The organism is Caballeronia telluris, assembly GCF_001544495.1.
GTDB lineage: Bacteria > Pseudomonadota > Gammaproteobacteria > Burkholderiales > Burkholderiaceae > Caballeronia > Caballeronia telluris.
The window spans coordinates 137,670-150,509 of the sequence record NZ_FCNZ02000008.1 but is presented as its reverse complement, the minus strand read 5'-3'; the positions used below and the strand labels follow the sequence as shown (position 1 = coordinate 150,509).

The 12,840-nt window shown below is 62.8% G+C and carries 13 protein-coding genes; 12 read left to right on the top strand and 1 reads right to left on the bottom strand.

Going from position 1 to position 12,840, the window contains the following annotated elements:
- The first annotated feature begins 73 nt into the window (after window positions 1-73).
- Window positions 74-550, top strand: coding sequence for a transcription elongation factor GreA (greA, locus tag AWB66_RS12590; RefSeq protein ID WP_087630621.1), 477 nt, complete (start codon window positions 74-76; stop codon window positions 548-550).
- Entirely contained in the window at window positions 550-1,068 is a 519-nt protein-coding gene (locus AWB66_RS12585) for a DUF4149 domain-containing protein (protein ID WP_087630620.1), read from the top strand. Before greA ends, AWB66_RS12585 begins: the two co-directional genes overlap by 1 nt.
- Before the next feature lie 72 nt (window positions 1,069-1,140).
- Here AWB66_RS12585 and AWB66_RS12580 read toward each other — a convergent pair whose 3' ends face one another.
- Window positions 1,141-1,671: a YhbY family RNA-binding protein gene (locus tag AWB66_RS12580; RefSeq protein WP_087630619.1), complete on the bottom strand. Its 531-nt coding sequence runs from the start codon at window positions 1,669-1,671 to the stop codon at window positions 1,141-1,143.
- Between the two features lie 376 nt (window positions 1,672-2,047).
- Here AWB66_RS12580 and AWB66_RS12575 point away from each other — a divergent pair, with 376 nt between their 5' ends.
- From AWB66_RS12575 to phoB, 10 genes are all read left to right on the top strand, one after another.
- The gene (locus AWB66_RS12575) at window positions 2,048-2,710 is read left to right on the top strand and encodes an RlmE family RNA methyltransferase (RefSeq protein WP_087630618.1); all 663 of its coding nucleotides are present in this window, start codon (window positions 2,048-2,050) and stop codon (window positions 2,708-2,710) included.
- Between the two features lie 184 nt (window positions 2,711-2,894).
- On the top strand, window positions 2,895-4,781 hold the full coding sequence (ftsH, locus tag AWB66_RS12570) for an ATP-dependent zinc metalloprotease FtsH (protein ID WP_087630617.1): 1,887 nt from the start codon (window positions 2,895-2,897) through the stop codon (window positions 4,779-4,781).
- A gap of 187 nt (window positions 4,782-4,968) precedes the next feature.
- Window positions 4,969-5,769 carry a dihydropteroate synthase gene (gene folP, locus AWB66_RS12565; protein ID WP_235021101.1) on the top strand — a complete coding sequence of 267 codons (801 nt, stop codon included), beginning with the start codon at window positions 4,969-4,971 and terminating at the stop codon, window positions 5,767-5,769.
- 107 nt (window positions 5,770-5,876) lie between these two features.
- Window positions 5,877-7,235, top strand: coding sequence for a phosphoglucosamine mutase (glmM, locus tag AWB66_RS12560; protein ID WP_087630615.1), 1,359 nt, complete (start codon window positions 5,877-5,879; stop codon window positions 7,233-7,235).
- A gap of 206 nt (window positions 7,236-7,441) precedes the next feature.
- Window positions 7,442-8,473, top strand: a complete 1,032-nt coding sequence (gene pstS / locus AWB66_RS12555) for a phosphate ABC transporter substrate-binding protein PstS (RefSeq protein ID WP_087630614.1) — start codon at window positions 7,442-7,444, stop codon at window positions 8,471-8,473.
- 94 nt (window positions 8,474-8,567) lie between these two features.
- On the top strand, window positions 8,568-9,551 hold the full coding sequence (gene pstC / locus AWB66_RS12550) for a phosphate ABC transporter permease PstC (RefSeq protein ID WP_087630613.1): 984 nt from the start codon (window positions 8,568-8,570) through the stop codon (window positions 9,549-9,551).
- Window positions 9,548-10,429 carry a phosphate ABC transporter permease PstA gene (pstA, locus tag AWB66_RS12545; protein WP_087630612.1) on the top strand — a complete coding sequence of 294 codons (882 nt, stop codon included), beginning with the start codon at window positions 9,548-9,550 and terminating at the stop codon, window positions 10,427-10,429. The genes pstC and pstA overlap by 4 nt, the downstream gene beginning before the upstream one ends.
- A 145-nt stretch (window positions 10,430-10,574) precedes the next feature.
- Window positions 10,575-11,330, top strand: a complete 756-nt coding sequence (gene pstB, locus AWB66_RS12540; protein ID WP_235021100.1) for a phosphate ABC transporter ATP-binding protein PstB — start codon at window positions 10,575-10,577, stop codon at window positions 11,328-11,330.
- 34 nt (window positions 11,331-11,364) lie between these two features.
- Complete coding sequence (gene phoU / locus AWB66_RS12535; RefSeq protein WP_087630611.1) at window positions 11,365-12,069, top strand: phosphate signaling complex protein PhoU; 705 nt, start codon at window positions 11,365-11,367, stop codon at window positions 12,067-12,069.
- 45 nt (window positions 12,070-12,114) lie between these two features.
- Window positions 12,115-12,816, top strand: coding sequence for a phosphate regulon transcriptional regulator PhoB (gene phoB / locus AWB66_RS12530; RefSeq protein ID WP_087630610.1), 702 nt, complete (start codon window positions 12,115-12,117; stop codon window positions 12,814-12,816).
- The last annotated feature ends 24 nt before the right edge of the window (window positions 12,817-12,840 follow it).

The following is a 12,840-nucleotide window of genomic DNA, read 5'->3' as shown; positions in this document are numbered from 1 at the left end:
CTTCCGATTTACCGGGAGATGCACTTAACCGCGGTAATTTTTTTACGGCTGTTTTTTGTTCTCCGAGTTGTTTATGAGCACAGTTCCATTGACGAAGCGCGGCGCAGAACTTCTGCGCGCGGAATTGCAACGCCTGAAATCGGTCGAGCGGCCGGCGGTCGTGAATTCGATCGCGGAAGCGCGCGCTCAGGGCGATCTGTCGGAAAACGCCGAGTACGACGCGGCAAAGGAAAAGCAGGGCTTCATCGAGGGCCGCATCGCCGAGCTCGAATCGAAGCTGGCCGCGGCGCAAGTGATCGACCCGACGACGGTCGAAGCCGACGGACGCGTGGTGTTCGGCGCGACGGTCGAACTGGAAGACCTGGATTCGGGTAAAGCGGTGACTTATCAGATCGTCGGCGACGACGAAGCGGACATCGATCACGGTCTCGTGTCGATCAGTTCGCCGATCGCGCGTGCGCTGATCGGCAAGAACGAAGGCGATGTGGCGTCGGTACAGGCGCCGAGCGGCGCGCGCGAGTACGAAATCATCGCTGTTCGATACGTCTGATGGCACATCGACTCTTCCGGCTCGTGGCGATGGTGTGGGTCGGCAGCCTGCTGTCGCTCGGCTTCATCGCCGCGCCGGTGCTCTTTCGGATGCTCGAGCGCACGTCGGCGGGATCGGTGGCGGCGCAGCTCTTCCGTATCGAAGGAATACTGGGCGTCGTGTGCGGGCTGGTCCTGCTCCTGATCGGCAACCGTCAGGTGAAAAGCGGTTTCGCCGACTACAAGCGCGTGCGGTGGATCGTCATGGCGATGTTGCTGTGCGTGCTGATCGGCTATTTCGCCCTGCAGCCGTTCATGGAATCGCTGCGCGTGGCCGCGCAGGAAGCGGGGACCGATCTCGCGCATTCGGCCTATGCGCAGCGCTTCGGCGTGCTGCATGGCGTGTCGAGCGCGTTTTATGTCGTCGAAAGCCTGCTCGGCATTCTGCTCGTCTGGCGTTTGCCGGGACAGTCGTCGACGGGGCCAATCGTCGCGCGCGGCCAGTCTGCCGCCGTGGCGGCGCGGCGCGTGCGGCGCTGATCGGCCAGGCGGCGCCTCGCGATTCGGGCGCCGCGTCCTCGGTCCGGGCAGCGCCCGGAACCACAGCGTTTTTTATTTCGACGCCTGATGGGCGCGCTTGCTGCTGGACTGACGCTTTTTCGCGCGTTTGACATTCCCGCCGGCGGTCACGCGTTCGTTACCGCGCACCAGCAGTTTCTGTTTCTTGGGCTTCTTCACGGCGGGCGCGTCGCGCGTGATCTTCACGGCCTTGACGATGCGCGGTGCCGCGCTCTTCGACGGACGTTCCGCGGCTTCGGCGGCGCTCGGCATCGTGGAGCGGCGGCCCGACGGCTTTTGCGGTGCGGCGCCTTCCGGCCTCCAGATCACGAGCAGCTTGCCGATATGCTGGACAGGCGCGGCGCCGAGTCGGTCGCAGATTTCCTCGTACATTGCGATGCGCGCATCGCGATCGTCGCCGAAAACGCGGATCTTGATGAGCTGATGCGCGCCGAGATGAACTTCGATTTCGGTCAGCACGGCTTCAGTCAGCCCTTCTGCGCCGACGAGAACGACGGGCTTGAGCGCGTGAGCCTGCGCGCGAAGATCGGCACGTTGGGCAGGAGAGAGTTTGAGGGCGGACATGAGAATTAACGGACTCGACTAAAATGAGGGGTGCTGAAGCGCAAAAGGAGCAAAAGCGGCATGATCGGCTGCGGCCGGGACGATGCGAAAAAAGCGCTGAGAGCCATTTACCATAAGGCGCACAGTCAGACGGACAGGGTCCGCGAGCGACTGAAAACGAAACGGCGCCGATTATCCGCCAAAGGAACCGCGGGAACCATGGAACCGCGCGGCACGACGAACAACGCTTGGCACAGGTTATCGGCCGGGCAGTACGGAAATCACCGGTTTCGCCCACGCCGGCCGTACCGCGCGAAGCGGGGCCGGCCAAATAGACGCGTATTATCCGCTAAAAGCATTGCTGAATGCACGATTACGCAGCACGAGTTCACTATTGATGGCAAAAAACCGCTTTAACCATTCGTGGTTGCACGACCACATCAACGATCCCTACGTGAAACTCGCGCAGCGCGAGGGTTATCGCGCGCGCGCCGCATACAAGCTCAAGGAGATCGACGAGCAAGACAAGCTGATCCGCCCGGGGCACGTGATCGTCGATCTGGGTTCGACGCCCGGCAGCTGGAGCCAGTATGCGCGCAACAAGCTCGCGCAGGGCGCGAAGCGTGACGCCGAGCGCGAGGGCGGCATCGACGGCACGATCATCGCGCTCGACCTCCTGCCAATGGCGCCGATCGCCGACGTCACGTTCATTCAGGGCGACTTCCGCGAGGATGCGGTACTGGAACAGCTCAACGAAATCGTCGGCGGGCGCCAAGTGGACCTTGTAATTTCCGACATGGCCCCCAACCTCTCAGGGGTGGCGAGCGCGGATGCCGCGCGAATGGAGCATCTGTGCGATCTCGCGCTGGAATTCTCGCAGAATCACCTGAAACCGGAAGGCGCTTTGCTGGTCAAGTGCTTTCATGGCAGCGGTTACAGCCAGATCGTCGAGAAATTCAAGCAACAGTTCAAAGTCGTCGCGCCGCGCAAGCCGAAAGCCTCGCGTGACAAATCGTCTGAAACGTTTATCTTGGGCCGGCATTTGAAGCGTCCCGCGTGAGCGTTCCGTTCGGTGGAAGTGGCAAAAAAGCGCCAAATTCCAGCGAATGCGCCGAAAAAAGGGCCTCCATCGCTATTTGCGTGGTAGAGAATGCTTATGGCAGGGGCTAGCGGACTGGATTAGAATGTTTTCGTGGCGCCGCAAGGTATATGTAGGCGCCCGTCTATGAGTGAGGAGTGGTGCTTTGAACAACAATATGTTCTCTAAGGCAGCAGTGTGGCTCGTGATCGCACTGGTGCTGTTCACGGTGTTCAAGCAGTTCGATAAGCCCCGCGTCCAGGAAGGTGTGTCGTATTCGCAGTTCATGGACGACGCGAAGAACGGTAAGGTCAAGACCGTAACCGTTCAGGGCCGTAACTTGACGGTCACTCCGGCAGATGGCCAGAAATATCAGATCGTGTCCCCCGGCGACATCTGGATGGTCGGCGATCTGATGAAGTATGGCGTTCAGGTCAGCGGCAAGGCCGATGACGAACCCAATGCGCTCGTGTCGGCGCTGTATTACCTCGGACCGACGATCCTGATCATCGGCTTCTGGTTCTACATGATGCGGCAGATGCAAGGGGGCGGCAAAGGCGGTGCCTTCTCGTTCGGCAAGTCGCGAGCGCGGCTGATCGACGAGAACAACAACGCAATCAATTTCACCGATGTCGCGGGCTGTGACGAAGCGAAGGAAGAAGTGTCCGAGCTCGTCGATTTCCTGCGCGATCCGCAAAAGTTCCAGAAGCTCGGCGGGCGAATCCCGCGCGGCGTGCTGCTGGTCGGGCCTCCAGGTACCGGTAAGACGCTGCTTGCGCGTGCCATCGCCGGCGAGGCGAAGGTGCCGTTCTTCAGCATTTCGGGTTCGGACTTCGTCGAAATGTTTGTCGGCGTGGGCGCGGCCCGCGTGCGCGACATGTTCGAGCAGGCGAAGAAGCATGCGCCCTGCATCGTGTTCATCGACGAAATCGACGCGGTCGGTCGTCATCGCGGCGCCGGCATGGGCGGCGGCAACGACGAGCGTGAGCAGACGCTGAACCAGATGCTCGTCGAGATGGACGGCTTCGAAGCGAACTCCGGCGTGATCGTGATAGCCGCGACGAACCGCTCCGATGTGCTCGACAAGGCGCTCTTGCGCCCGGGCCGTTTCGACCGTCAGGTGTATGTCGGACTGCCGGACATCCGTGGCCGTGAACACATCATGAAGGTGCACCTGCGCAAGGTGCCGATTGCAAACGACGTCGACGCATCGGTGATCGCGCGTGGCACGCCTGGTTTCTCGGGCGCCGATCTCGCGAATCTCGTGAACGAAGCTGCGTTGTTCGCGGCGCGTCGCGGCAAGCGAATCGTCGAAATGCAGGACTTCGAAGACGCGAAGGACAAGATTTTCATGGGTCCGGAGCGCAAGTCGGCGGTGATGCGCGAGGAAGAGCGCCGCAATACGGCTTACCACGAGTCCGGTCACGCGGTGGTCGCGAAGCTGCTGCCGCACGCCGACCCGGTGCACAAGGTGACGATCATGCCGCGCGGCTGGGCACTCGGCATCACGTGGCAGTTGCCGGAACATGACCGTGTGAACCTGTATCGGGACAAGATGCTCGAGGAAATCGCGATCCTGTTCGGCGGCCGTGCAGCGGAAGAGGTATTCCTCAACTCGATGTCGACCGGTGCGTCGAACGACTTCGAGCGTGCGACCAAGATGGCGCGCGACATGGTGACGCGCTACGGCATGTCGGACGTGCTTGGCACGATGGTCTATGTCGATACCGAGCAGGATGGCATGTTCGGTAAGCTGGCATCGAAGACGGTGTCGGAAGCAACGCAGCAGAAGGTCGACGCCGAAATTCGCCGGATTCTCGACGAGCAATACGGCCTTGCGCGCAAGCTGCTCGAAGACCACCGCGACAACGTCGAAGCCATGACGAAGGCGCTGCTCGAATGGGAAACGATCGACGCGGACCAGATCAGCGACATCATGGCGGGCCGTCCGCCGCGTCCGCCGAAGAATCTGCCGCCGCCGTCGGGCGATACGCCGAGCAGCGGCAATAGCGGCACAGAGGTCAAGCCGGGCAGCGCCACCGCGCCCGCCTGAGTTTCACCCGATCCGTATGGGGGCTGGTGTGTTCGCACACCGGCCCTTTTTCATTGCCGCACCCGTGGCGGCAAAACTTGATCAATCCATCCATCAGTCAGATCCCTTGACGACTTCCACATCGCAATTTTCAGCACCGCCGCTGCAATGCGGGCGCTTTGTCTTGAATTTCGAGCGGCCGCTCGTGATGGGCATCCTCAACGTGACGCCGGACTCGTTTTCCGACGGCGGTCGCTTCCTCGCGCGCGATGACGCACTCCGGCGCGCGGAGGACATGCTCGCCGATGGCGCCGAAATCATCGACATCGGCGGCGAATCGACGCGTCCCGGTGCGGTGCCGGTCCCACTCGACGAGGAACTCGCTCGGGTCATCCCGATCGTCGAGGCTTTGCGACAATTGAACGTGCCGCTGTCGGTCGACACGTACAAGCCCGCGGTGATGCGCGCCGCGCTCGCCGCGGGCGCCGACATGATCAACGACATCTGGGGCTTCAGGCAGCCCGGCGCGCTCGATGCGGTGCGCGAAGGCAACGGCGGGCTGTGCGTGATGCACATGCTCGGCGAGCCGCAGACGATGCAGGCCGTCGAGCCGGTGTATGGGGACGTCGTCGCGGATGTGCGCGCCTTTTTTGGGGAACGCGTGGCAGCGCTGATGAATGCAGGAATCGCGCGTGAGCGACTCTGTCTTGATCCTGGGTATGGTTTCGGCAAAACGGAGGCGCACAATTTCGCATTGCTCGCCCACCTCGCGGATACAATGCCGGCCGGCACGAACTTCCCATTGCTCGTCGGCATGTCGCGCAAGTCGATGCTCGGTGCCGCGACCGGTCGCAAGAAGGCCGAGCGCGTCGCGGCGGGCGTCGCGGCGGCGGTTTGCGCGGCGGAACGGGGAGCGGCGATCGTCAGGGTTCACGACGTCGCGCCAACCGTCGATGCAATGAAGGTCTGGAAGGCAACGAAAGACGCGGCCCGGGTCCGTCATCATTGAAGAGATATTGCGTGGAGCCGTGCGCAGCGCGAGCGCCACTTCACGGTTTCATATAAACGGGGACGCGAGGCGCGCCTCAGCGTCCCATGAGGGAGGGTCGACTCACAATGGCACGTCGCTATTTTGGAACGGATGGAATTCGAGGCAAGGTCGGCGAGGCTCCGATCACGCCGGAATTCGTGCTGCGGCTTGGCTACGCCGCCGGCAAGGTGCTGGCCGGCGCCGACCGCTGGCAGAAGAAGGGAAGCCGTCCGACCGTGCTGATCGGCAAGGACACGCGGGTCTCCGGTTATATGCTCGAGGCCGCGCTGGAGGCGGGTTTTTCGGCCGCGGGCGTCGACGTCATGCTGGCCGGCCCGATGCCGACGCCCGGCATCGCGTATCTGACGCGCGCGCTGCGGCTCGCGGCGGGCGTCGTGATCAGCGCTTCGCATAATCCGTACTACGACAACGGCATCAAGTTCTTCTCCGCCGACGGCAACAAGCTGCCGGACAACGTCGAATTGCAGATCGAATCGCAACTGGAGCAGCCGCTCGACTGCGTGAGCTCTGAGCGCCTCGGCAAAGCCCGGCGGCTCGACGACGCCGGCGGCCGCTACGTCGAATTCTGCAAAAGCACGTTTCCGGCGAGCTTCGATCTGCGCGGGATGAAAATCGCGCTCGATTGTGCGCATGGCGCCGCCTATGACGTCGCGCCGAACGTGTTCCACGAACTCGGCGCCGAGGTCATTTCGCTCGGCATCTCGCCGAACGGCTTCAATATCAATGACGGCGTCGGTGCCACAGCGCCCGAGGCGCTCGTGCGCGCGGTGCGCGAACATGGCGCGGACATCGGCATCGCGCTGGACGGCGACGCCGACCGCCTGCAGGTCGTCGACGCCATTGGCCGCCTCTACAACGGCGACGAATTGCTCTACGTGCTGGTGAAAGACCGCATCGCGACCGCCGGCAAGGTGGAAGGCGCGGTCGGCACGCTGATGACGAACATGGCCGTCGAAGTGGCGCTCAGGAACGCCGGCGTCCAGTTCGAACGCGCGGCCGTCGGCGACCGCTACGTGCTCGAAAAGCTGCGCGAAAACGGCTGGCAACTCGGCGCGGAAGGGTCGGGCCACATCCTGTCGCTCGACCGGCATTCGACGGGCGACGGCATCGTCTCGGCGCTGCTCGTGCTGGCCGCCATCCAGCGCAGCGGCAAGACGCTTGCCGAACAGCTAGAAGGCGTCACGCTGTTCCCGCAGAAACTGATCAACGTGCGCATGAGCCCGGGCGCCGACTGGAAAAGCAGCGACGCGATCCAGACCGCGATCGCGAACGCCGAACGCGCGCTTCAGGCGCATGGACGTGTGCTAATCCGCGCGTCGGGCACCGAGCCCGTGCTGCGCGTGATGGTCGAGGCCGCTTCGGAGACGGACGCCATTCGGCACGCGGAAACGATTGCGCAAGTGGTAAAAGACGCGACTTCCTGACTTTTCGTCAAAACCGTAAAAAAGCCGCTGCGATTTTGAATCGCAGCGGCTTTTTTACATTCTGAGCGCGCTTGAACGAGAAAAACTGCCGTCTTTCATCGACGTAAGGCCGTTGTCACGCTGGCTTCACGGAGAGTCACATTACTGTCACGGAGACTGCCTATGCTTCGCGTTGTCGTGTCATTCGCTCACAACCTGGAGGTCTCATGAAATTGATGCAAACCGCGCTGGCTGGCGTAATCGGCGCACTCGTCGCCATCTCCGCGCAAGCAGCCGACATCACCGGCGCGGGCAGCACCTTCGCAGCACCGATCTACACGAAGTGGGCCGACGCCTACCAGAAAACCGGCGGCGGCAAGGTCAACTATCAGGGCATCGGCTCGTCGGGCGGCCTCAAGCAGATCGTCGCGAAGACGGTCGATTTCGCCGGCTCGGACGCGCCGCTGAAGGACGACGAACTCACGAAGCAAGGCCTCTTCCAGTTTCCGACGGTGGTCGGCGGCGTCGTGCCGGTGATCAACGTGCCGGGCGTGAAGGCGGGTGAAGTGACGCTGTCGGGCGAAGTGCTCGGCGACATCTACCTCGGCAAGATCAAGAAGTGGAACGACCCGGCGATCGCCGCGCTGAATCCGAAAGTGAAGCTGCCGGACACGGACATCGCCGTGGTCCGCCGCGCCGACGGCTCGGGCACGAGCTTCATCTGGACGAACTATCTGTCGAAAGTGAACGGCGAGTGGAAGTCGAAGGTCGGCGAAGGCTCGACCGTCAACTGGCCGACGGGCACGGGCGGCAAGGGCAACGACGGCGTCGCGGCGTTCGTGCAGCGTCTGCCGGGCGCGATCGGCTATGTCGAGTGGGCGTACGCGAAGCAGAACAAGATGACCTACGTCGGCCTGAAGAACGCCGCCGGCACGATCGTCGAGCCGAAGACGGAGACGTTCAAGGCCGCGGCAGCCGGCGCGGACTGGTCGAAGTCGTTCTACCAGATCCTCACGAACGAGCCGGGCAAGGATGCATGGCCGGTCGTCGGCGCGACCTTCGTCTTGCTGCACGCGACGCAGGACAAGCCGGAACAGGGCACGGAAACGCTGAAGTTCTTCGACTGGGCGTTCAAGAACGGCAACCAGGCCGCGAACGATCTCGACTACATCTCGCTGCCGGATTCGGTGGTCGCTGAAATCCGCACGCAATGGAAGGCGAAGGTGAAGGACGCGTCGGGCAAGGCAGTCGCGCAGTAACGCAGGTCTGAAACTGTCCTAAGCTGTTGAAGCAGGACGATCGCGGTACGTTTCGCCGCGCGGCAGGTGCCGCGCGGCCCGACCCAAGGTTCCCATGTCGGACATCAATCTAGCCTCGGCGCCTCCCGGCAGCGGCACGCAGCGCGCCCCGGGGCGTCTCGGCGACATCCTTTTCGGCGGTTTGACGCGGCTTGCAGCCGTCGTCACGCTGCTTTTGCTTGGCGGCATCATCGTGTCGCTGATCGTGGCGTCCATGCCGACGATCGAAAAATTCGGCCTGAGCTTTCTTTGGCGATCAGAGTGGGACCCTAATAGCGACAGTTTCGGCGCGCTCGTGCCAATTTACGGCACGATCGCCACGTCGCTGATCGCGCTGATCATCGCGGTGCCGGTGAGCTTCGGCATCGCGCTCTTCCTGACCGAACTGTCGCCGGCGTGGCTGCGCCGGCCGCTGGGTATCGCGATCGAACTGCTGGCCGCGATCCCGTCGATCGTCTACGGCATGTGGGGCCTGCTCGTCTTCGCGCCGATCTTCGCGACTTACTTCGAAAAACCGCTCGGACATCTGCTCGGCGACGTCTGGGTGATCGGCCGCTTCTTCCAGGGCGCGCCGATCGGCATCGGCATCCTGTGCGCGGGCGTCATCCTCGCGATCATGATCATTCCGTATATCGCGGCGGTGATGCGCGATGTGTTCGAGGTCACGCCCGTGCTGCTGAAGGAGTCGGCCTACGGGATCGGCTGCACGACCTGGGAAGTGATGTGGAAGATCGTGCTGCCGTACACGCGCACCGGCGTGATCGGCGGCGTGATGCTCGGCCTCGGCCGCGCGCTCGGCGAGACGATGGCGGTGACCTTCGTGATCGGCAATACGAACCTGCTCGACAACGTGTCGCTCTTTTCGCCGGGCAACAGCATCACGTCCGCGCTCGCGAACGAATTCGCCGAAGCGAGCCCGGGCCTGCACACGTCGGCGCTGATGGAACTCGGACTGATTCTTTTCGTGATCACGTTCTTCGTGCTGGCGATTTCGAAGGTGATGCTGCTTCGCCTCGAAAAAGGAGAGGGTTCCAAGTGAGCCAGCCTACTTACATCAATACGGACGCGTCCGACGCCACGCGCGAGCGCCTGCAACGCCGCCGCCGCGGCAAGAACGCGATCGCGCTCACGCTTTCGCTCGCCGCAATGGCCTTCGGCCTCCTGTGGCTCGTGTGGATTCTGTTCACGACGCTCAAGCTCGGCATCGGCGGGTTGTCGGTCGAACTCTTCACGCAGTCGACGCCGCCGCCCAACACCGACGGCGGCGGTCTCGCGAACGCGATCGTCGGCAGCCTGATGCTGGTCGTGCTCGCGACGTTCATCGGCACGCCGCTCGGCATCCTGGCGGGCGTGTATCTCGCGGAATACGGGCAGAAGCGCTGGCTCGCGAGCATCACGCGCTTCATCAACGACATCCTGCTCTCGGCGCCGTCGATCGTGATCGGTCTTTTCGTCTACGCGCTCGTCGTCGCGAAGATGGGGCGCTTTTCGGGCTGGGCGGGCGTGATCGCGCTCGCGCTCTTGCAGATTCCGATCGTGATCCGCACGACCGAGAACATGTTGAAGCTCGTGCCGAACGCGCTGCGCGAAGCCGCGTTCGCGCTCGGCACGCCGAAGTGGAAGATGATTCTGTCGATCACGCTGAAGGCGTCGGTCGGCGGGATCGTGACGGGGGTGTTGCTCGCGGTCGCGCGCATCGCCGGGGAAACCGCGCCGCTCCTCTTCACGGCGCTCTCCAACCAGTTTTTCTCGTGGGACATGAACCAGCCGGTCGCCAACCTGCCGGTCACGATCTACAAGTTCGCGATGAGTCCGTTCCCGCAGTGGCAGTCGCTCGCGTGGGCCGGCGTTTTCCTGATTACGCTCGGCGTGCTGGGTCTCAACGTGCTCGCACGCACGATCCTTTCGAAAAAATAGGCGGAGTGATTCCATGAACACGGTTGCGAGTGGTGTCAGCCACCTGAATGTGAACGCGGTCGAAGACAAGACCGACGCGCCGGTCGAACGCGGCCGCGTGCCCGGCAGCTTCAAGCCGACGCACAGCGCGAAGTCCGCCGATTCGATGAAGCCGAAGATCGAGGTCAACGATCTCAACTTCTTCTACGGCAAGTATCACGCGCTGAAGAATATCAACCTGCGCATTCCCGAAAAGAAGGTGACGGCGTTCATCGGGCCGTCGGGTTGCGGCAAGTCGACGCTCCTGCGCACGTTCAACAAGATGTATGCGCTTTATCCGGAGCAGCGCGCCGAGGGCGTGATCCTGATGGACGGCGAGAACCTGCTCGACACGCGCCGCGACATTTCGCTCTTGCGCGCGCGCGTCGGCATGGTGTTCCAGAAGCCGACGCCGTTCCCGATGTCGATCTACGACAACATCGCGTTCGGCGTGAAGATGTTCGAACAGCTTTCGCGCTCGGAGATGGACGATCGCGTCGAGTGGGCGCTCACCAAGGCCGCGCTCTGGAACGAAGTGAAGGACAAGCTGCAGCAAAGCGGCTATGGCTTGTCGGGCGGCCAGCAGCAGCGTCTTTGCATCGCGCGCGGCATCGCGATCCGTCCGGAAGTGCTGCTGCTCGACGAACCGTGCTCGGCGCTCGACCCGATTTCGACGGGCCGCATCGAAGAGCTGATCGCGGAGCTGAAGAACGACTACACGGTCGTGATCGTCACGCACAACATGCAGCAGGCGGCGCGTTGTTCGGACTACACTGCCTATATGTACCTCGGCGAGCTGATCGAATTCGGCGATACCGAAAAGATCTTCATCAAGCCCGCCCGCAAGGAAACGGAAGACTACATCACCGGACGGTTCGGCTAGGCCGCCGAAGAGAAAGGGACTACAGGAGCAATACATGTCCGATAAGCATCTGTCGAGCCAGTTCGACGCCGACCTCAACGCGGTATCGTCGAAAGTGCTGGAAATGGGCGGGCTCGTCGAGTCGCAGATCATCCACGCGATGCAGGCGCTCAACACGTTCGACATCGGCGTCGCCGATCAGGTGATCGCGGCCGAAGTGCGCCTGAACACGATGGAAGTCGAGATCGACGAGGAGTGCAGCAACATCATCGCGCGCCGTCAGCCGGCCGCGCGCGACCTGCGCCTTCTGATGGCGATCTCGAAGACGATCACCAACCTCGAGCGCGCCGGCGACGAAGCCGAGAAGATCGCGAAACGCGTGAAGCGCATCAACGAGGACGGCGCGGGCCGCACGGTGAACATCGCCGAAATCAAGCTCTCGGGCGAGATGGCGGTGACGATCCTGCGCCGCGCGCTCGACGCGTTCGCGCGCCTCGACACGGTCGCGGCCGCGCAGATCGTGCGCGACGACAAAGCCATCGACGAGGAATTCCGCGCGTTCGTGAGAAAGCTCATCACGTACATGATGGAAGATCCGCGCACGATTTCCGCGGGTCTCGACTATCTGTTCATCGCGAAGGCCGTGGAGCGGATCGGCGATCACGCGAAGAACATCGCCGAATTCATCATCTATATCGTGAAGGGAACCGACGTGCGGCACGTTCCGCGCGACCAGCTCGAGCGTGAAGCGCTCAGTTGAATCCGGCTGAATTTCATTCCAAGCAAAAAGGTCACAGAGGTGCCGATGCCCAGCAGTATCCTCGTCATCGAAGACGAACCCGCGATCTCCGAGCTGATCTCGGTGAATCTGCAACATGCGGGACACTGCCCGATCCGCGCTTACAACGCGGAGCAGGCGCAGAACCTGATCAGCGACGTGCTGCCCGATCTCGTGCTGCTCGACTGGATGTTGCCGGGCAAGTCCGGTATCACGTTCGCGCGCGAGCTGCGCAACAACGAGCGCACGAAGCACATCCCGATCATCATGCTCACCGCGCGCGGCGACGAACAGGACAAGGTGCTCGGTCTTGAGATCGGCGCCGACGACTACGTCACCAAGCCGTTCTCGCCGAAGGAACTGATGGCGCGCATCAAGGCGGTGCTGCGCCGGCGCGCGCCGCAACTGACGGAAGACGTCGTCGCGATCAACGGTCTGCGGCTCGATCCGGCGACGCATCGCGTGGCGGCGAGCCATTCGGGCAGCGACATCAAGCTCGATCTCGGTCCCACCGAATTCCGCCTGCTGCATTTCTTCATGACGCATCCGGAGCGCGTGCACAGCCGCACGCAACTGCTCGATCAGGTGTGGGGCGATCACGTCTTCGTGGAAGAGCGCACGGTCGATGTGCACATCAAGCGCCTGCGCGCGGCCCTCAAGCCGGCGGGCTGCGATGCTATGATCGAAACGGTGCGAGGCAGCGGCTACCGGCTCGCGAAGAGCGCCTGAGCCATCGCCGCTCTGCATCCTTCA